Raw genomic sequence first — 18,542 nt, 5'->3', positions numbered from 1 at the left:
GAGGTCGCCACGAAGATGATCGCTGCCAGGCATTCACGGTCACCCGCCCGGCGACGACCGCCACCCTGCGGACGGTTCACTTCTATCGGAGGCACTACCCGCCGGAACAGCACCCACAACTCATCGGGCACCAGCCGCTCAACCAGATCCGTCATGCACGGATCAACGAACGATCACGCCATCAGAAACGGTGTCTAAATCAGGCGCCGGACTGCTCCTCGATCTCGTCGGCGTCCATCTCGCGCGCGAACTCGTCGTGCTCCGGAGTGAACCGAGGGGCTTCCCGTCGCTCGCGCTCCTCAAGAGCGGCACACTCAGGGCCGAAGGTGGCTTCGGCATGGGCGAAGGAGAACGGCCAGCCGCTCATGCCTCTCTCTCCTCGTCGGCGGTGACCGCCGACCGGGGCGCGGGAACGACGCCGCCGGGGCGCGTCATGATCCGACGCAACTCTTGGACCAATTCAGGGCTGGGCGGCGGAGCGGCCGCGACCACCTCATGGATGTGGGCGACGATCTCCGGGCCGAGAAGCGCCAGCCGCTCTTCGCGGGTCACCGTACGCCTCTCCGCGACCGGCGGGGCAGCGGCACCAGATGCACCATCGGATGCGATCCTCCCGCCATGGCCGGCATCGCAGGCGCTTGGCCCGGCGTCGGCTCGTGGTGGAACTGGGCGTCGATCCGGTTGAGGTCGTCGTCGGAGAACGTGACGACCCGGCCCTTCTTCGAGTGCGGCAGTTGCTTGATGTGCCGGCGCAGCCATGACTCGTCGACGCGGAGGATCGCCGCGGCTTCGGGGTAGGTGTGGCGGGCGCCATAGCATGACGTGTTCATGTCGATATGTGTGCCCATCCGCGGCGTGCGGTGCTCCACTCAATCGTGGGGTTTGCCGTCGGCTCCTAGTCGTTCGTCTCGGATCCTTGTCCAGGTAACTCGGTAAGCTCGTCACCGGGTTGGACCTGGGCGGGGGTGATGGTGAGTGAGGGAGTCGGATGCCTCCGGGCCGGGGCTGGCCGTGCGGAACTCCGTGTCCCTGGGTGTGTTCCTTGCGGTCGCGGCGGATGCCAAGGTGCCGCTGCCGGTGGTCGAACTGGCGGGCCGCGGCGTCACGGCAGACGCGGCTGCGACTCGCTGGCCCGTCGACGGAGGTGGGCACGCGGGCAGTGGACCTACTGATGGCCAAGCTGACCGGTGACACCGTCCCGGAGGCGACCCTCTTGGCACCAGAGCTCACCCGGCGGGCGAGTACGGCGGCACGGACGACCGTATGAGAAGGGGCCCGCACTCGGTGACTGCGGGCCCCTCAGGCGTCTGCTCAGGCGTCCGAGGCGGCCTCCTGGACGGCTCTCACCAGGCCGTTCGCGAGCCCGAAGGCATTCTCGCGGTAGAAGCCGAGCTGGGTGTGAAACGCCTCTTCCGAAGCGAACATGCTGTGGATGGAAAGCAGCACCGCGTGCAGGATGTGCAGGTCGTCGGCCGTGAGAACCACGTGCTCATCGGCACTGAGCGTGCCGTGGAGCCGCTCCAGCCGCTCCGGGCCGGCCCCCGCCCACACCGTGACAGCGGGATCGCCCTCACGCCGGTGGGCGAGCCACAGCAGCGCGTCACGCAGGAGCGCGCACTGTGCCCCGACGAACCGGACGGAGAAGCCCGTTCCTTCCCGTCGTACAAACGGCCTATCCCTCACGGCGGGCCGCCTCCCGGATTCTTCAGGACGTACCGTCCCGCCTGTATGCCGTCCTCGAACTGCTTAACGGTGTACTGGAATGCGTGAATGTCGTACGCCGTCTTCACCACGAGCACCCGCTTGGCCTGGTCATACACGACCTCCGAACCCTTCGTCGTGTCACGGTACGTGAACTTCCCCCGCCAACTGGCGTGGTAGTCGCGAGCAATGCTGACTTGTGGATCGGTGCGGGGAGGGACGCTGAGGGCGTACTTTCCGAATGACCCTGTGATGGTCACCGAGTAGGCCCGCGTTCGCAGCGCGGGTCGGGAAGGCACGCCCGTGCTCAGCCTAGTCACCGACGACGGCTCCCTCAGTCCGGCTCCCTGATCGACGAGATCGTCCGAGAGGGCGCCCGCCGCGTGCTGGCTGCCGCGCTGGAAGCGGAAGTCAACCAGTACATAGCCGAGTTGGCGGCCGAGTCCGACGAGCGGGGGCATCGACTGGTGGTCCGCAATGGCCACCACCGTTCCCGGATCGTGGTCACCGCTGCCGGCCCGGTCGAGGTCACTGCGCCTCGCTTGGTCAAGCCGCCCCCTGCGCGTACCTCACGGTCTCAGCAGTACAACGCAGAGACCTCAACGCTCAGCCGAACGAACCGACATCGCCCAAAAGATCCAGTAACTCTGGCAAATCGAGGTCAACTCGTCGAAGAATTCCTACTGCCCTTGCCCGAAAGGCAGGTCGGCCCCATCCAGCTGGGGATACATCGCCCTGATGGGACCGGCCAAGGCCGCCTTGACAGCGCGAGTCCAGTCGTCTACGAGAACCTCCTCTCCATTCGACTCGATGACGTCGAAAGCCGCGCGCACGACATCGGCAGGATCGTTCTTCGGAACGTCCAGGCCAAGCGTCATAGGTGTGTCCGTGAATCCCATGTGTACCGCTACGACCCGAACTCCCCTCGGCTCCAGTTCAAGTCGCAGCGAGTTGGTCATTGACCAAAGCGCTGCCTTGGTCGAGCTGTAGCCGGGAGCGATCGCCATCCAGCTGAGCAGCGAGATGACGTTCACTATCCGGCCGTTTCCGTTGCGTATGAGTGCGGGTGCAAAATGCCTCGCCATACGCAGCGGCCCAAAGAAGTTCACGTCGAATGTACGGTGAAGTGCCTCTTCTGCCACATCGAGGAAGGGCTCGCGCTGCGGAATGCCGGCATTGTTGATCAGTAGTGTGACATCTTGGGCACGATCGGCCAGCGCGGCGACAGAGGCCTCGTCCGTGACATCGAGAGCGACCGGGACTACCCGGGAGTCTTCCCATGAACCAGGTCTGAGGTCCGTGGCGTACACGCGAGCCGCACCTCGGTGCAGGGCCTGGGCGACCCAGTGCTGCCCCAGCCCTCCGTTCGCACCCGTGACGAGTACGACGGCGCCGTCGAGAACAGACATGAATGTGGGATCCTTTCCTAAAATGTCGAGGCCGGTCGGAGAATGGATCGGCCGCCGTCGATCAGCAGTGTTTGCCCTGTGATGCAGGAACCTGCAAGGGAGGCGAAGAGCAGTACGGCGCCTACGACTTCGGCCCGCTGACGCTGCGGCCCAGCGCTGTCTTGTGCCTGGCGGCTTCTTGCAGCCGGCGCCGCTACCGAAGCTCTCGGCCCGGTGAGAACGACGTACTCGCCGTCCAGCGAGGATCGGGAGGACCGGTCGGCCCGACGAGGTGGCCGCGTGCGAGCCGGAACGGTCACACGTCGCGGAGGTCCAGGCCCTTGGTTTCGCTGAGCAGGCATCCGGCGATGAGCGTGCCGACACACAGGGCGACCACGTAAGCGTTGAAGGCCCAGCCGATGCCCATTGATCCGAGTTGCGCGTTGAGGTAAGGAGCGGTTCCGCCGAACAGGCCGACGGCGACGGAACTTACCGTACCGACTACGGAGGCCCGGTGTCGGGTCGTGACGTTCTCGGCCAGCACGACCGGGAATATCGCAGCGCTCATGCCCCAGAAGGCGAGCGTGATCGTGGCGGGGAGCGCGAGTGACCACCACTGGGAGCTCACGAGGTTGCTCATCGGAAAGGCCAGTGCGCCGAGAATCGCACCGAAACCGATGATCAGCGGCCTTCTGCCGATTCGGTCGGAGAGGTGCCCCCACAAGGGCAGCAGAGCCGCGCCGATGGCTTGGGAGACCAGTGCGGCCCAGTATGCGGAGCTGGGGGTCATGCCCTGCCGCGTGATCGCATACGTGCCCATGTACGAGGTCCAGGTGTAGTGCACCACGGTGCCGCCGGCGAGGAAGAAGGCGAGGGCCACGGCGCGCCTGACGATCTTGGCCTTCGACCATTCCGTTGCCGTCGTGTCGTCTGCCGTCCGGGGTGAGCGATGACCCTCGTAGACGTCGCTCTCAATCATGGTGCGGCGCAGGAAAAGGGCGTAGAGGCCGACTACTGCTCCGGCGAGGAACGGAATCCGCCAACCCCACTGGGCCGCGAACCCAGCACTCGAGAGGGAAGTGATGGTTCCCGCGAGCGCGTTGGCCGCGATCGAGCCGATCAACAGACTGACGAACACGCCACTTCCCCACAGCCCGCGCCGGGCCTTCGGCGCGATCTCGGAGACGTAGGAGTAGGAGATGGCCGACTCGCCGCCGTGCGCGAAGCCCTGAACGAGCCGGGCCGCCACGAGGATCACGGAGGCCCAGCCCCCGATGGTGGCGTAGGTGGGGATGAGTGCTATGACGAAAGTGCTGCCCGCCATCATGATCATCGTGGTGAGCAGGACGGACCGCCGTCCGCGACGGTCCGCCATGACACCGAAGACGAACCCGCCGATCGGGCGCGCGACGAACCCGACCGCGAAGACGGCGAGCGTGCTCAGCAACGCGGACGTCGGATCGGCGTGGCTGAAGAGAGCAGCCGCGATGAACGGCGACATGACGGCGTACGTGCCCCAGTCGAACCACTCCAGGGCGTTGCCGATCGCGCTTGCCGCATAGGACCGCACTGGGCTGGGTGCGGCAACAGCCCTCCATTGCGGTCTGCTGCCGCTCGTCGGCAGAACCACTTCCGTCTCGGACATGCGCCAAGCTCCTTTGCTCGGTGGGGTGGCTGCACTCTCCTGCATGCCGAGCCCATGCGTTGGCGCCGTCCAGCCATCTTGAATCGCGCGACCAAAGTGGTTGATCGGATTCGGATATGTTGAACGACCGGGTGAGACCCGGTGACGGAGCGTGCTGATGTCGACGATCGGGAACGCGCCTTCTACGTTGACAGCGGCGCGGATGCCGGGGCGCCCGGTCGGCCCCTCCAGGGCCGGCCACCGCTCGCCCTGCCGGCTCTTGCCCTGCGGGCGCTCGCGCAGCGTGCCCACACCGCCCTTCACCGTCGCCTTGGCGCGGACAGGACGGCGGCCAGCGCCGGTCGGCCTGCTTGTGGTGCTCCATCGCGGACAGGAACTGCCGGTCGTCGAGATCTTGGTGCCGTCGAGGTCGGCGAGGGTGTCGATGTAGGAGCCGTCGATCAGCTGGGACGGCTTGGCGCCCTGATGTCCCCGGTCCACCGGGGACCGTCCGGCTGCCGTCCGCGGCCGGATCCTCCGGATGACGTCCCACCATCTGGCCGCTCGCTTCGACGGTCTGCGGGGGCCAGATGAAAACTTAGGTGGTCGGCGCTGACCGCGGTCGTTGGTCGTCCGTACCGTGGAAGACTCGGGAACGGTGGCTCGCTACCAATCCGACCCGTCAGGCGAACACAATCGCTCCGATATCTGGGCCGCAGCCCCACGTGCTGCCGCAACGAATTCCCTCTCGCGACTGGAGAAGCGGCGCAAGGGCGCGCTGAGACTGAGTGACGCCACGACATCTCCTTGGGGCCCTCTGATCCCCACGGCGACACACCCCACGTCCTGCACGGCTTCGCCGTAGTCGAATGCAACCCCGGTGCGACGGATCGTTTCGAGCTCGCGCAGCAGATCGTCCGGGTCGACGGGCGAGTTGCTGCTAGGGACTCGGAGTTCCCGTCCGCGTAGCTGTTCCTCCACCGTCTGTGGCGGAAGTGCGGCAAGCAGTGCGCGGCCGGAAGCGTGGCCGTGAGCGTCGTAGCGCGCGCCGATGCGCGGTCCCATCACGGACAGCGGAACGTCTCCGACCACCTTGTCGATGTAGAGCACGGAATCACGCAGGAACACACCGAGACAGACGGTCTCGCCGAACCGTCGGACGAAGGTCTCCATGACAGGCCTTGCCATGGGGGCGAGGGACGAGGAGGAGCGCTGGACCTCGCCGAGTTCGAATATGCGCCATCCGAGCTCGTAGCGGCCTCGCCGCCGCATCTGCAAGAGCCCCGCCTCGGTGAGGCCGGTGAGCAGGAAGTGTGCCGTGGAGCGAGGGATGCCGAGCGAAGCGGCGGCCTCACTGACTCCCCACTCCGGCGTCGCAGCGCTGAAGAGGTCCAGCAACCGGCCCGCTTTCCCGATCGTCGACATCAGCACGCTCCTTGTCCGCTTCCAGGTCTGCCGATGCCGGCATTCCGGTACCAGGCACTACGCCTGGCGTCCCTGCTGGTCAGCGGCCCCGATCCAAGGTGACTCAGAGGGGCAGGCGTGCGGCAGTCGTCGTCGCGACCGCGGTGTTCCCGGGGCGGCCGGAGTCGGCGCCCGTGTCCCTGGCAGGCGCTGTCTGTCTCGAAGGGTGACCGTCACACCACCCGGACATCGCGCCCGCACTTGAGCATACGTCCGTCGGTTCGACTTTCGAAGTCGCTCGGGGGGAAGAGGCTTGCGGAGCACTCCAGACGCCAGGCACACCCGCAGCTGTTCAACATATTCGAATCCGATCACCCTTTTTGGTTGCGCCATACAGGATCGTTGAACGAGGCCAGCACACGCTTCCGGGATGCAGGACAGTGCAGCTAGCACACCGAGCGAAGGAATTTGGCCCATGTCCGAGAAGGAAGCGATGAGCTGCCCGCGGGCTTGCCTTCTGGGCGTAAGCGCTCCGATGTTCCCGGTGGGTCTCTGCGTTTCGACACGCTGATCGCTGGTTGCCTGCTCGGGGCGAAGCCAAGGGCGTGAACCTGCGCGGCGTGTGACCGATCCGGGTTGCCGCCGTGCCATGCACCCGTGTGTGCCATGGGCTTATCGGCCCGACGCTCCCTCTCCTTATCAACTGCTCAGACAGGAAGTCGCCATGACATTTTTCTCCCTCGACGTTCCCGATTCGTTCGTGGAGGTGGACGGGGTCCGCTTCGCCTACCGCAGGTTCGGCGCGGCCACCGGAACTCCGCTCGTCTTCCTGAACCGGTTCCGGGGAACGATGGACGACTGGGATCCGCTGCTCGTCGATGCCCTCGCCGAAGAGCGGACGGTGATCCTGTTCGACAATGCCGGCATCGGGCGATCCAGTGGCATGACTCAGGGCACGGTCACCGAGATGGCACAGGCTGCTGCAGCCTTCATCACCGCCGTCGCCCAGGGGCCGGTGGACGTGATCGGGTTCTCGCTGGGCGGCTACGTCGCTCAGCGTCTGGCCCTGGGGTTCCCCGAGCTGGTGCGCCGCGTGGTCCTCGCGGGAACGGGGCCGGGTGCGGGAGAGGGCATTCTGCCCTCGAAGCCCCAGGTGGGGCCGCTGCGATCGGCGCCGCACATGGATCTGGCCGCACTGCGCGTCCTGTTCTTCACCGAGTCCGGCGCGGGAATACGCGCCGGCGACGGGCTGTGGGAACGGACGCACCGGCGCGCGGACCGGGCACCTGAAGTCAGCACGGATTCGTTCGAGCAGCAGATCGAGGCCATCAAGTACTTCTCCACGGGCGGCGACACTGCCTACCCGGAACTGGGTCGGCTGTCCCACCCTGTCCTGGTTGCCAACGGCCACGACGATGTGATGGTCCCGACGGTCAACTCGTTCATCATGGCGCAGCGTCTGCCCAACGCCGAGCTCGTTGTCTACCCGGACTCCGGGCATGGTTTCCTCTTCCAGTACGCGGAGATCTTCGCCGCACGTGTCAACGAGTTCCTCGACCGGGTCGATGAGCGAGCGGCGGCGTGAGGGGCCCCTTCGGCATGACGGGGCAGACCGCGCTGGTCACCGGCTCCACGGCCGGCATGGGCCTGGAGATCGCGCGTGGACTCGCGCAAGTGGGTGCGCGAACGGTGATCTCCAGCCATGACGGTGCGGACCTCGAGGCCGCTCGCGCGCGGCTGGGGTCGGAAGGCGTCGACGTCGGGGGCATCGTATGCGACATCAGCGATGCCGCCAGTGCCCGTTCTCTGGCCGAGCGTGCCTTTCAGCGGTTCGGCAGGATCGACAGTCTGATTGTGCATGCGGGCGGGTTCACCCCGAACGGCCCGCTTGCAGAAGCCGGCCGGCAGGACGTCGAACGGGCCTTCTCCACCACGGTCTTCAACAATTTGGAACTCATCCAGAGCTTCCTGCCCCGCATGGCCGCCGCCGGAGGCGGGAGTGTCGTCGTCACCTCCAGTATCGCCTCCGTGCGGGCCTCACCGATTCTGGGCGTCTACGGTGCGGCCAAGGCAGCCCTGAACTCACTCATAAGAAACATCGCCGCCGAGTGGGGCGACCGCGGCGTGCGAGCCAATCTGATCGCTCCGGCCACGGTGCGAACCCGCTTCTCCGAGGTTCTATGGTCCGACCCCTTCCGCGAAGAAGCCGCCGGCCACAAGACAGCACTGGGCCGCATCGCCGAACCGGCCGAAGTCGTGGGCGCCGTACTGCTCTTCGCCTCCCCCGCAGGTTCCTACATCACAGGGCAAACTCTGCTGATCGACGGCGGCCGATCCATTCTCTGACCGGCCTCGACACTTCCAGCGACACGCCCCCGCGCGAACACCGTCGCCGTCTCGGCCACGCGGCGGCCCGGTAGACGGGCTGCGGGCCCGAGCCGATCCCCGGGGTTCTGCGCGCAGGCCCCGCGGCCGGGCCTGCGCGCACCCTCGCCGAAGGAAATCGTCCTGACCACTATCTGAAAGAACCACCGACGTGCACACCAAGTACCGGCGCCCGGCGAGGCGGGTATCACGCCCGGTCGGTTTCTGGCTTCTGACCGTCACGCTGTTCGCGCTCTTCGTCGCGGCCAGCGCGCCTTCCCCGCTCTACGTGGTGTACCAGCACCGTTGGGGCTTCTCACCGACCGTGCTCACCACGATCTTTGCTGTCTACGCCCTGGCCCTGCTGATCGCGCTACTGATCGTCGGAGGACTCTCCGACTACATCGGCAGGCGGCCCGTGCTCGCTGTCGCGCTGATCGTCGAGGCCGCGTCCATGGCCGTGTTCCTGACCGCCGACGGTGTCGGGCTGCTGCTGGTGGCGCGCATCCTGCAGGGGCTGGCGACGGGTGCGGCTACGGGAGTCATCAGCGCCGGGCTGATGGATCTGCAGCCGTCCCCCACATCACGCCTCGGCTCGCTGCTGAACAGCGCCGCCCCGGCCGCCGGACTGGCCCTCGGGGCGCTGGGCACCGGACTGCTGGTGCAGTACGCCCCCGCCCCCACGACGCTGGTCTTCGTCCTGCTCATCACCGCCTTCCTGTTGCTGACCGCGGCGGTGTACTTCCTGCCCGAGCCGGTCACACCCCAGCCGGGCGCCTGGGCCTCGCTGCGGCCGCAGATGGCCGTGCCGCCCCAGGTGCGCCGGACCTTCCTGGCGACCACACCCTGCCTCGTCGCCACCTGGGCGATCAGCGGGCTCTACCTCTCGCTCGGCCCTTCACTGGCTGTAGGGATCCTGCACATCGGCAGCCATCTGGTCGGTGCCGTGGTGGTGGCCACGCTCTACAGCGCGGGAACCGTCACCTCCCTGCTGGCACGCAACCTGGCGCCGCAGCGGGTGATGGCTGTCGGGTGCGTGGCCCTCGCGGTAGGGACCGTTCTTACGCTGCTCGCCCTCGTCGGACCCTCGACGCCGCTGTTCTTCGTCGGAACCGCCCTCGCCGGTGTCGGCTGGGGCAGCTCCCTCCTGGGCTCCTTCAGCGCGCTCGCGGCGCTGGCCGGTCCCACGGAGCGGGCGAAGCTGTTCGCCTCCGTCTACGTCGTCAGCTACCTCGCCTTCAGCGTTCCCGCCGTGGTGGCCGGGCTGGTCACACCGTCCCTCGGCCTGCGCACCACGACGGTGTGGTACGGCATCGTGGTGATCGTGCTGGCGCTGCTGGCCGTCGTGGAAGCCGCCGTCCGCAGGCGCGCAGCCGGGCGCTCGGTGACAGTGGCCTCCTCCGATGGCCTGGCCGCCCCCGGCCCTTCCCACTCGGGGGCGGCCAAGGTCGGGCGGAGCCAGTGATTCCTCATGCGGTCTGTCAACGCGCGAGCACCGACGCCATCCGGGCTCCGGCCCTGCCAGCCACGGTCAACACAATTGCACCAGCAGGCGGTGCAGTGGCGGTGTTCTCCGTCCGTAGCGGATGGTCAGTCCCTCGACCTGTTCAACGAAGTCGCGACGGGGCAGCTTGGCCGGTCGCACACCAGGCGGCGCACCGGCAGGTCAACGACCACTGGACGTCCGGCGAGGCCGGTGTCGGCGAAGTGCCGCTCGCGCTGCCGCGCCTAGGGTGTCGTGCCCGCGGGTTCCAGAATCGGGTTCCAGGCGAACCAGCCCAGGTTGTCGGCACCCAGTTCCCACGGAGATTCCAACAGGAGATTCCTCGTCGCCTCAAGCCTCGCGGTGACGGAAGCCGGAGCGGGACCGATCTGGGTCATCAAGTCGCCCCGTGTGCGCCAGAACTCTTCGTCCTCGCCTCTCAGACGGCTCATCGCCGCTTCCACGCAGGCAGGCCATCTCGGCATGCCGTAGTGGTCGACATGGGTGCCGATCCGAGGAGCGCCGGCCAAGAGGAGGAAGTCCTCTGACGGCAGTCTCCGCTTGAAGTGGGCGAGCATGTTGATGTGCTGTTTCACGTGCTTCTTGATGTCTCCGAGGAATCCCCAGCCGTAGTCCGTCAAGGTCCCCTCGCATCCCGGCCAGACCATGTCCCGGTCCAGGATCAGGTCCTCCAGGTCGTAGAGAAAGAACTGGCTGTCGGAGCCCAGCACATCGAACGCCTGCCGGGTGAGCCAGGTGTTGCGGGCAAACATCGTCCCGTCGTGCAACGCCTTGCGTCGGCTGGTCGGCCGGGAAGCGTGCGCGTCCTCGACCGGGCCGTTGCGCCACACGGACACGACAATGCCGTGAGCCGCTGCCCACCGCAGTCCATCCTCCGCCTCGAAGACGCCCATCTCCTTCAGGCTCTGCCGTGCCCAGTCCAGCGCGACTTGCATCTCCTCGTCCACCGGCGGACCTCCCCCCTCCACGAATTTCTGCTTCTCATCTGCGCGGTTGCCGCGCTCCGCACAGCGCAAGTCAGATCGTAAGCGGCCCCACTGACACCCCACCGTCACCTCTGCGTCCACCGGACCACGCCGGGAGAAATCCAACCGCTGGAAGTCTGCGCTGAGCGCGTGCAGTTCAGCGCGGCGGGCGAGCATGAGTTCCTCCGGCTGCCGCAGGGCCGTGTCCAGAAGCCAGACCCCGCGACGGAGCGACTGGCATACACGTCTGCATCTCGCCGATCGGTGCTGCTCGCTGGGCGGCTGTGGATCGTCGCCCTCACTGACGCCCACATCCTTGTGAGGCAGTCGGGCTATCGGAACAGATCTTCACCAGGTACCTTGTCCCGCATGGTACTGCCGGATGGAGCACGTTCTGGAGTGAGTCAACTCCGGCGCGGAATATTGCAGTTCTGCGTCCTGGCGCTGCTGCGTGGCGGCGAGAGGTACGCCTTTGAACTGGTTCGAGAACTGTGCGACGCTCACGGACTCGTCACCAGTGAGGGCACCATCTACCCGCTGCTCTCACGACTTCGGAAGGAGGGATGGGTCAACACCGTCTGGAAGGAATCCGACTCAGGTCCCCCACGCCGGTACTACACCCTGACCGCGACGGGGCGCCGAGCATTGGACGAGTTCGCTCGCGAGTGGGTGCCTTTCAAAACTTCCGTTGACAACCTCCTGGACAGTGAGGAGAGCCACGAGTGACCTCTAGGCGACATAAGCTCATAGATGAGTACCTGGAACGATTTGACAACGCGTCTGTCTTCCTCCCCGCTGATCGACGCGAAGAACTCAAGCAGGAGATCGTCGAACACATAGATGCCGGCTTGGAAGCAGCAGACGCACAGGAAGCCGACGCAGTCCGCACCGTCCTGGATCGGCTGGGGCCACCCGCGAACATCGTGGCCGCTGAGCTCAGCGGCCAACGGTCCACTGGTTCCACTCCAGTGATCAAACCTGTTGCCCTTGCCGCCGACACGGCGCACAAACACGAGACCGACCGCCAAGACCAGCTGCAACAGGACAAGAACCCTGAGCCTCCTACCTCTTCGCCTACACCTCGACGAAGAAAAATCCTCCTGATCGGGCTGGCAGGGACAGTACTCGTCGTCGGCGCGCTGGCCTTCGGCGTCACAACCAGCAACGATGCGCCTGACTATCAGGGACCGACCCTGGCTCCATCCCAAAATGAAGTCAGCGGCAATACGCCGCCAAGCGCGCAGCCCACCGGCAGCAGCGACAACCCCACTGCACTGCCCTCCGACGGGCACGCCAACGCCCAGGACAACCCCACGGCCGCAACACCCTGACGATCACGCACCGGCAGCACAGCGTCCATCAGACATAGGGTGTCGGTGGTCTTCGAAAAGGGGTTCTGGAACACTTCCAGCGCCAGGGCCACGGAGGGTCACCGAAATCGCGATCATGAACGGCCTCGCGCGGCGAGGAGGACCCGCTTGCGGAGCAGATCGAAGTTGGCACGACCGAACATCTGCCGTTTCAGCATCTTGATCTTGTTGTTGTGGCCTTCGACGGCGCCGGAGCTATAGCGCAGGCCGAGGCCGGCAACGACGGCGTCGAGGTCCTGGCTGCGATGTGCCGGCTTCGTGGCAGTGAGCCAGCTGGGGATATGCCGCCCCATGACAGTCGCGAGATCGCGAAGTACCACGCCGTGACAGTGGCAAGCCCCTAGCCACAGGCCGATGACCAGCAAGCACACAGTTCTCCCACGCAACCGTGACTGACACGCCCCCACTGACACGAAGCCAGCACATCGCACTCGGCCTGGAGTGGGCAGCGTGACGGTGCGGGCTTTTCGTCGTTGACGGGGCACCCCCGAATCGGGTTCCGGGGATCTCTGGCTGATCCCCGGAACCCGTGTTATTGCACGCACGGCGCTACCGCTCACGAGTGATCGGGTACTCATGGTCAGCAGCTCGCCGCGTTCCAGCCGGGGATGCGTGGTCAGTGGTGACGCTTCTCCTGGCTCGCCTTGCCGCTCTTGTGGCCCGCTTCCCGGGTCTCCTCGGACGTGCGGCGTTCAGTGGTGCCCTCGTCCTGGGGCGCGTGGCCTTCCTTGGGCGCGTTCTCGCGGGACGCGTTCTCGCGCTGCTTGGCGGGGTCCATGCTCTTCTTCGTCTGACCGCTCTTGTGCTCAGCCATGATGACGCCTCCATTTGGAGTAGGAACTGACGGTGACTTCAGCGTCACACGCTGTCGAAAAGACGGCATTTTGGAACGTCACCGTGAGTAGCCTGCTCGCTTTGCCCCAGAAAGCGAACATGCGATCTAATCGCTGTATGGACGCCTCCCCGTTCCCCCACGACTCGTCCAGGCCCGGACCGACACCACGTATCGGGGCCTCGCTCACGCTCCGGCCACGCACGGCACCGCCGCGCAGCGGCGACGCCTGCAGGAACTGTCCCGGCTCATCGCCGCACACCCGTACTGGCAGAGTCCGGCCGAAACGCCGACGGCCCGGATGGCGCTCAAGGAACTCGCCCGGCAGCAGGCCCACGCGTGGCGCGCGGTGCCGACCGGCAGCCCGCGACAGAGCGGCGGGCGGCGCTGCTGCGCGCCCACCGCGAGTGGGTCGCCGCGCATGGCGAGGAACCGTCCGTGCGTGAACTCTCCGCGGTGGTCGGGCTGTCCCCGTCGACGGTCAGCCACCACCTGACTCGGACGCGGCCCGCACTGCGGTCGCTGACCGCCACCCGTGACGGTGCGGGGTTGACAGAGCACCCCCTGGCGTCCTGGCCCATGCAGTTGCTGCGCTGCCCCCGTGACACCGTGCCCACGGCGCTGGCATCAAGGCCTGCTACCCGAGCCAGACGATGTCCAGGACGGACAGCCGCCGGGTGAGCCGGTTGATCACATAAACAACGGACAACTGCCCCACGGACGCGGCGCGGACGTCTTCGCCTTCCGGGTCTCCGGCGTTCCACTGGGGCCAGCCCCACGGGGAGCGCACCGCGATGTCCAGGACGTCGCGCACCATCTCCTTGGCATGGGAGGGGAGCTCGGTGAGGGTCTTCGTGGCCTGTGGGGACAGGCGCACCGTCCACGGCTGGTCGGTCACGGGCGGGGGCCGAGGATGTCGTCCAGGTCCACGAAGCCGGTCTCGTCGCGACCGGAGTCCATGTAGGCGTCGACGGCCGGGGTCGCGGCGAGGCGCAACTGCCAGGTGCGTACGACGTCGTGCAGGGGGGTGAGGCTGTAGGTGTGGCTGGAGTCCTCCAACGCCTTGGCCCAGTCCCGTTCGAAGGCCGGCACCCACATCTCGGCACGCCGGTCGGCGCGCAGCGCGGTGAGGAGCTGGGCGGCGGCGGCCGGGGCCGGCGGGGCCGGGATCTCTTCGGGCTGCGCACTCATCGGCACCTCCAGGCGGGTCCTACCCGCCACCGTACGCGCGGCAGCAGGCGACGGAAGCGGCTATGCCTGTTTTCCTTTCCGCCTAGGCCGTGTCTCTTGGATCGGTTCGACTCGGCCATGACGCTGGAGCCTGTTTGAACGAGCCGATGGTCTGCACGACACGGCTTAGAGGTCGTTTTCTCCCGTTGTTTCATCCCGGAATCTGCTGTTTGGTCTGCGCTGTCGGGTCGCGCCAGGAGATGGTGTTCTCTCCGGTGAGGCGGCGGGCCATGAGGTCGGTCATGGCGATGTAGATCATGGCTTCGGAACGTGCGGGGATGGTCTCGTAGTCGCGGGCCAGTCGGCGGTTGAGCATGAGCCAGCCGTAGGTCCGCTCGACCGCCCACCGCTTCGGGATCGGGGTGAATCCTCTGGTCCCGGGGGTGCGTTGGGTGATTTCCATGTCGATGCCGAGGGTGGCGGCGTGTTCGACGAGGTGCTGGCGGTAGCCGCCGTCGACCCACACCTTGCGGACGCGGGGATGTTCGACGGCGACCTGGTCGAGGAGTTGGGTGCCGGCGTTGGAGTCCTGCACGCTTGCCGCGGTGACCAGCACCGCGAGGAGAAGGCCGATGGTGTCGGTGACGATGCTCCGCTTCCGCCCGACGATTTTCTTCCCGGCATCGATGCCCTGGCTGGAGGCGAGCACGCTGGTGGAGGTTTTCACGCTCTGCGCGTCGATCACGCAGGCCGACGGTTCGGCCTCCCGTCCCTCCTTCTGTCGCAAGAGTTGCCTGAGCAGGCCATTGAGCTGGGCGAACACACCTTCCTGCTGCCACCTGGCGAAGTAGCCGTAGACCGTGTTCCAGTGCGGGAAGTCATGCGGAAGGTAGCGCCACTGGACCCCGGTCCGGTCCACATACAAGATCGCATCCATGATGTCGCGCAGGTCGTGCTCGGGCGGCCGGCCGAAGCCCAGGGCCCTGCCGCGGCGCTCGAAGCGCCAGGCCGCCAGAACCGGCTCGATCAACTCCCAGCGGGCATCGGACAGATCACTCGGATACGGACGTCGCGTTGTCACACTCGTGGCGTATCGCTGCGGAGCGAGTGCGCCCAGGCGCGCCGCAATGCCGACAGAAGCATGCAGGTGGCGAAGCAGGCCTTTAGGAATGAAACAGGCACGGGTTCCATCCCGTCCCGCCGGTCACTCCATCCGACCCGCATGCCGCAACCGCAACGATGCTCTCTTCTGCACCACATTGCCGCACTTCATGAAACCGCGTAATTACGTGCAAGTCGGATGAAAACGACCTCTTAGGCTCGCCCCATGACGGAGTCGCCCCTCACCGCAGACGAGATCGTCGAGGCCGAACAGGAACTCGGTGTAACTTTTCCCGAGGAATACCGGGCATACCTCTGCCAGGTGAGCGCAGGCGGGGCGCTTTTCAGGCTTGAGCGGACCAGGCGTGGTTGGTGGTGGGCCGGGAACGACGTGCGGAGGCGCGAGCTGCTGGCCATTCCCTTTGCACATCCCGACTCCTATGCCGAGGCCGACGACGAACTGATGGCGCGTGAGCCACAGGCTGAGGCGTTCGGGGACGACGCCGCGTATCGGAGAGCTTGGCGTGCCTGGGACAACGAGGCCGACAAGTTCGAGGGCCTGAAGACGGCCGGTGCGATCGTCATCCAGGAGCACGGCTGCGGCTTCTCCACTCTGTTGGCCCTCGCCGGCTCACTGGCTGGCACGGTTTGGTGGGACGGACGGGCTACCTGTGACCGGATCGTCCCGCTGTCCTTGGACCACATCGGTGGCGCCCGACCTATCCAATTCGGGGAGTGGTTGGATCACGGTTCGTGGGCACTCTTGCCGCCGGGCTGGGGGCCATCCCTTCCACCAAACCCTGTCGTTCACCGTTAGGTTCTGTCTTCTGGTCAGCTTCGGGTCCAGATGAGGACTCCTGCGAGGTGGAGTGCGGCCTGGTAGGCGATCCCGAGCTTGTCGGTTCGTGCGGCCAGGCCGCGCCACTGCTTGAGGCGGTTGATGCAGCGCTCTACGGTACCTGCAGACCGCCACCGCGATGGCGCCGGCCGGGCATGGCCATCGCCTCCTTCTTCCTTCTCATGATCGCATCGCCCGCCATTCGTCATGCGAACCATGCGGACTCCTTGTGACGTATGCGTGGGGAGACGTCCGAGCCGCCCGCGGCAGCGGAGGTGCCCGTGGTGCCGGGTGCGGCCGTGTGCCCCAGGTGCCGGTGCACGAAGTGGATGGCCATCGCGCCCTCACCGGCCGCCGAGGCCACCCGCTTCACCGAGCCGCTGCGGACGTCCCCTACCGCGAAGACCCCGGGCAGGCTGGTCTCCAGGGTCATGCGCGAGCGCCCGCGGCCGTGCCACACCTCGGGGTAGGCGCAAGCTTCCTGGGCCTCCGGCCCGGTGAGGACGAAACCGCGGGAGTCGAGGGCGATGGTGCCGGCGAGCCACTCGGTGTGGGGGTCGGCGCCGGTGAAGACGAACAGGCCCCGTACCGCGAGTCGGCGGTGCCCGCCCGTGCGGTTGTCGACGACGTCTAGCTGCTCCAGCACCTCCTGGCCGATGACCTCGGTGACCTCGGTGTGCAGCATGACCTCCACCCGCGGATGGCGCTCGACCTGGTCGACCAGGTAGCGGGACATGTTGGCCTCAAGGCTGGGTCCTCGGACCAGCAGGTGCACCTTCGGCGCGTACTTGGCGAGGAACAGCACCGCCTGGCCCGCCGAATTGCCTCCGCCGACGACGGCCACCGGGTCGGTGCGGCACTGCTGGGCCTCGTAGACGGTCGCCGAGTAGTGGACGCTCGTTCCCTCCAGGCGTTCGATGCCGGGCACCTGGAGACGGCGGTAACGAGCACCCGTGGCCAGGACGACGGCGCGGGCGGCGATCTCGCTGCCGTCGGCGAACGCCACCACGTAGTGGTCCTCGTCCTTGTGATGGAGACCGGTCGCCTCCACCGGAATGCTGATCCTGGCGCCGAACTTGTCGGCCTGGAGCACGGCGCGTTCGGTGAGTTCGGCGCCTGAGATGCCTGCGGGGAAGCCGAGCAGATTCTCGATGCGGGACGACGTGCCGGCCTGGCCGCCGGTGGCCATCGCCTCCACCACGGTGGTGCTCAGTCCCTCGGAGGCGGCGTACACCGCAGCCGCGAGGCCGGCGGGTCCGGAGCCGACGATGAGGACGTCGCCGTGACGGTTTCCGGCGGGCAGTGACGGCAGGCCGATGAGCCGGGCCAGTTCCGCGTTGCTGGGGTTGCGCAACAGGGTGGTGTCCCGCCAGATGACGAGCGGTGTCTCCTCCGGGCCGACGCCGAAACGGCGCAGCAGGTCCTCGGCCTCCTCGTCGCTCTCCAGGTCGATCCAGCGGTGCGGCAGCCGGTTGCGGATGGCGAACTCGCGCAGCCGCCGGGTGTCGGGCGAGTAGCGCGAGCCGATGATGCGGAAGCCGGCACCCTGTCCGACGAGCAGCGCGCGACGGCCCAGACAGGCGCGCAGCACGAGGTCACCGATGGTGGAGTCCTGGGACACCAGGTGGCGCAACTGGTCCAAGGAGACAACGAGGGCCTGGCCCGGGTCCCTGGCGACAGCGGTGTAGAAGGCGACCTGTCCGTGCAGCAGCCCGAGTTCGCCGATGAAGCGACCGGGGCCGTGCACGCGCAGCACGCGCTCCTCGGGAGTGCCGTAGTCCTCGACGACGGCGACGGTACCGCTGAGGACGACGAAGAATGTCTCGCAGCGCTCCCCCTCCTGGATGAGCACGTCGTTCGGAGCCATGCTCCGGGGTTGCCCGTGCTCCGCCAGACGTGCTATCTGCTCCTCCGTAAGGCGCGGGTACGCGCCATAGATGTCCGGGGTCTCCCAGAAGACCTCGCCCGCTTCCTCCGGCACCGGTTCTCCGCCTGGCAGCGGCTGGTCGCCGGACATCAGACGAACGCCTCGTGAACGTAGCACCAGCGCCATTCCTCGCCGGGCTGGAACGACTGCACGATCGGATGGGCGTCGGCAGCAGCGTGCCTACGCGCGTGCTTGTTCGGCGAGGAGTCACAGCAGCCGACGTGCCCGCAAGTCAGGCAGAGCCTCAGGTGGACCCACGGGGAGCCGAGCAGCAGACACTCCTGACAGCCTTCTGGGGTCAGCGGCTGGACCGGCCGGACAAGCGCGAGGTGGGGGTCTGCGTGCAGGGTCATC

General features: G+C 66.9%; 21 protein-coding genes and 3 pseudogenes. 8 read left to right on the top strand and 16 right to left on the bottom strand.

Annotated elements, in window-relative coordinates:
- From ACFV0T_RS35570 to ACFV0T_RS35550, 5 genes and pseudogenes are all read right to left on the bottom strand, one after another.
- Positions 1–155, bottom strand: a pseudogene (locus tag ACFV0T_RS35570) (IS5/IS1182 family transposase); the annotation flags it as partial.
- Between the two features lie 44 nt (positions 156–199).
- A complete protein-coding gene (locus ACFV0T_RS35565; protein WP_385788632.1) occupies positions 200–367 on the bottom strand; it encodes a hypothetical protein in 168 nt (55 codons plus the stop codon).
- Positions 364–552, bottom strand: coding sequence for a hypothetical protein (locus tag ACFV0T_RS35560; protein WP_385788630.1), 189 nt, complete (start codon positions 550–552; stop codon positions 364–366). The genes ACFV0T_RS35565 and ACFV0T_RS35560 overlap by 4 nt, the downstream gene beginning before the upstream one ends.
- The gene (locus ACFV0T_RS35555) at positions 549–830 is read right to left on the bottom strand and encodes a helix-turn-helix domain-containing protein (RefSeq protein ID WP_385788628.1); all 282 of its coding nucleotides are present in this window, start codon (positions 828–830) and stop codon (positions 549–551) included. The genes ACFV0T_RS35560 and ACFV0T_RS35555 overlap by 4 nt, the downstream gene beginning before the upstream one ends.
- Before the next feature lie 481 nt (positions 831–1,311).
- Positions 1,312–1,683, bottom strand: coding sequence for a hypothetical protein (locus ACFV0T_RS35550; protein WP_385788627.1), 372 nt, complete (start codon positions 1,681–1,683; stop codon positions 1,312–1,314).
- 365 nt (positions 1,684–2,048) lie between these two features.
- Between ACFV0T_RS35550 and ACFV0T_RS35545 the strand changes: the two are divergent.
- Positions 2,049–2,246: pseudogene (locus tag ACFV0T_RS35545) on the top strand (transposase); the annotation flags it as partial.
- A gap of 135 nt (positions 2,247–2,381) precedes the next feature.
- On the opposite strand, the gene ACFV0T_RS35540 reads toward ACFV0T_RS35545, so the two are convergent.
- The 3 genes from ACFV0T_RS35540 to ACFV0T_RS35530 form a co-directional block, all read right to left on the bottom strand.
- A complete protein-coding gene (locus tag ACFV0T_RS35540) occupies positions 2,382–3,110 on the bottom strand; it encodes an SDR family oxidoreductase (RefSeq protein ID WP_385788625.1) in 729 nt (242 codons plus the stop codon).
- Positions 3,111–3,405: 295 nt separating this feature from the next.
- Positions 3,406–5,214, bottom strand: a complete 1,809-nt coding sequence (locus ACFV0T_RS35535; RefSeq protein WP_385788624.1) for an MFS transporter — start codon at positions 5,212–5,214, stop codon at positions 3,406–3,408.
- 165 nt (positions 5,215–5,379) lie between these two features.
- On the bottom strand, positions 5,380–6,138 hold the full coding sequence (locus ACFV0T_RS35530) for an IclR family transcriptional regulator (RefSeq protein WP_385788622.1): 759 nt from the start codon (positions 6,136–6,138) through the stop codon (positions 5,380–5,382).
- Between the two features lie 601 nt (positions 6,139–6,739).
- Here ACFV0T_RS35530 and ACFV0T_RS35525 point away from each other — a divergent pair.
- The 3 genes from ACFV0T_RS35525 to ACFV0T_RS35515 all read left to right on the top strand — a co-directional run bounded on the left by ACFV0T_RS35525 (position 6,740) and on the right by ACFV0T_RS35515 (position 9,946).
- Positions 6,740–7,702 (top strand): alpha/beta fold hydrolase, encoded by a 963-nt coding sequence (locus ACFV0T_RS35525; protein WP_385788620.1) that lies wholly within the window; start codon positions 6,740–6,742, stop codon positions 7,700–7,702.
- Positions 7,703–7,716: 14 nt separating this feature from the next.
- Entirely contained in the window at positions 7,717–8,463 is a 747-nt protein-coding gene (locus tag ACFV0T_RS35520; RefSeq protein ID WP_385788619.1) for an SDR family NAD(P)-dependent oxidoreductase, read from the top strand.
- 190 nt (positions 8,464–8,653) lie between these two features.
- Positions 8,654–9,946 carry an MFS transporter gene (locus ACFV0T_RS35515; protein WP_385788617.1) on the top strand — a complete coding sequence of 431 codons (1,293 nt, stop codon included), beginning with the start codon at positions 8,654–8,656 and terminating at the stop codon, positions 9,944–9,946.
- A 263-nt stretch (positions 9,947–10,209) separates the two neighbouring features.
- Here the strand turns inward: ACFV0T_RS35515 and ACFV0T_RS35510 are convergent, their stop codons facing one another.
- On the bottom strand, positions 10,210–11,127 hold the full coding sequence (locus ACFV0T_RS35510; RefSeq protein WP_385788637.1) for a hypothetical protein: 918 nt from the start codon (positions 11,125–11,127) through the stop codon (positions 10,210–10,212).
- 192 nt (positions 11,128–11,319) lie between these two features.
- Between ACFV0T_RS35510 and ACFV0T_RS35505 the strand changes: the two genes are divergently transcribed.
- Together ACFV0T_RS35505 and ACFV0T_RS35500 are read left to right on the top strand one after the other, a co-directional pair.
- Entirely contained in the window at positions 11,320–11,676 is a 357-nt protein-coding gene (locus ACFV0T_RS35505; protein ID WP_385788635.1) for a PadR family transcriptional regulator, read from the top strand.
- Positions 11,673–12,281: an HAAS signaling domain-containing protein gene (locus tag ACFV0T_RS35500; RefSeq protein ID WP_385788616.1), complete on the top strand. Its 609-nt coding sequence runs from the start codon at positions 11,673–11,675 to the stop codon at positions 12,279–12,281. The genes ACFV0T_RS35505 and ACFV0T_RS35500 overlap by 4 nt, the downstream gene beginning before the upstream one ends.
- A gap of 113 nt (positions 12,282–12,394) precedes the next feature.
- Here the strand turns inward: ACFV0T_RS35500 and ACFV0T_RS35495 are convergent.
- A pseudogene (locus tag ACFV0T_RS35495) lies at positions 12,395–12,523 on the bottom strand (transposase); the annotation flags it as partial.
- A 413-nt stretch (positions 12,524–12,936) separates the two neighbouring features.
- Positions 12,937–13,134: a hypothetical protein gene (locus ACFV0T_RS35490; protein ID WP_385788614.1), complete on the bottom strand. Its 198-nt coding sequence runs from the start codon at positions 13,132–13,134 to the stop codon at positions 12,937–12,939.
- Between the two features lie 357 nt (positions 13,135–13,491).
- On the opposite strand from ACFV0T_RS35490, the gene ACFV0T_RS35485 reads away from it, so the two are divergent.
- On the top strand, positions 13,492–13,833 hold the full coding sequence (locus ACFV0T_RS35485; RefSeq protein WP_385788612.1) for a LexA family protein: 342 nt from the start codon (positions 13,492–13,494) through the stop codon (positions 13,831–13,833).
- Here the strand turns inward: ACFV0T_RS35485 and ACFV0T_RS35480 are convergent.
- The 3 genes from ACFV0T_RS35480 to ACFV0T_RS35470 all read right to left on the bottom strand — a co-directional run bounded on the left by ACFV0T_RS35480 (position 13,790) and on the right by ACFV0T_RS35470 (position 15,403).
- The gene (locus tag ACFV0T_RS35480) at positions 13,790–14,050 is read right to left on the bottom strand and encodes a hypothetical protein (RefSeq protein ID WP_385788610.1); all 261 of its coding nucleotides are present in this window, start codon (positions 14,048–14,050) and stop codon (positions 13,790–13,792) included. The two genes, ACFV0T_RS35485 and ACFV0T_RS35480, sit on opposite strands and share 44 nt — an antisense overlap.
- The gene (locus tag ACFV0T_RS35475) at positions 14,047–14,343 is read right to left on the bottom strand and encodes a DUF6247 family protein (RefSeq protein ID WP_385788609.1); all 297 of its coding nucleotides are present in this window, start codon (positions 14,341–14,343) and stop codon (positions 14,047–14,049) included. Before ACFV0T_RS35475 ends, ACFV0T_RS35480 begins: the two co-directional genes overlap by 4 nt.
- Positions 14,344–14,533: 190 nt before the next feature.
- Positions 14,534–15,403 carry an IS5 family transposase gene (locus ACFV0T_RS35470; protein WP_385788607.1) on the bottom strand — a complete coding sequence of 290 codons (870 nt, stop codon included), beginning with the start codon at positions 15,401–15,403 and terminating at the stop codon, positions 14,534–14,536.
- A gap of 246 nt (positions 15,404–15,649) precedes the next feature.
- On the opposite strand from ACFV0T_RS35470, the gene ACFV0T_RS35465 reads away from it, so the two are divergent.
- Positions 15,650–16,240: an SMI1/KNR4 family protein gene (locus ACFV0T_RS35465; protein ID WP_385788605.1), complete on the top strand. Its 591-nt coding sequence runs from the start codon at positions 15,650–15,652 to the stop codon at positions 16,238–16,240.
- 226 nt (positions 16,241–16,466) lie between these two features.
- Here the strand turns inward: ACFV0T_RS35465 and ACFV0T_RS35460 are convergent, their stop codons facing one another.
- Together ACFV0T_RS35460 and ACFV0T_RS35455 are read right to left on the bottom strand one after the other, a co-directional pair.
- Positions 16,467–18,278, bottom strand: a complete 1,812-nt coding sequence (locus ACFV0T_RS35460) for an FAD-dependent oxidoreductase (RefSeq protein WP_385788603.1) — start codon at positions 18,276–18,278, stop codon at positions 16,467–16,469.
- Complete coding sequence (locus ACFV0T_RS35455) at positions 18,278–18,541, bottom strand: UBP-type zinc finger domain-containing protein (protein ID WP_067378125.1); 264 nt, start codon at positions 18,539–18,541, stop codon at positions 18,278–18,280. The genes ACFV0T_RS35460 and ACFV0T_RS35455 overlap by 1 nt, the downstream gene beginning before the upstream one ends.
- Between the last annotated feature and the right edge of the window lies 1 nt (position 18,542).

The organism is Streptomyces sp. NPDC059582, from assembly GCF_042735715.1.
In the GTDB taxonomy this organism is placed as follows: Bacteria; Actinomycetota; Actinomycetes; order Streptomycetales; family Streptomycetaceae; genus Streptomyces.
This window is presented reverse-complemented; position numbering and strand designations above follow the sequence as displayed.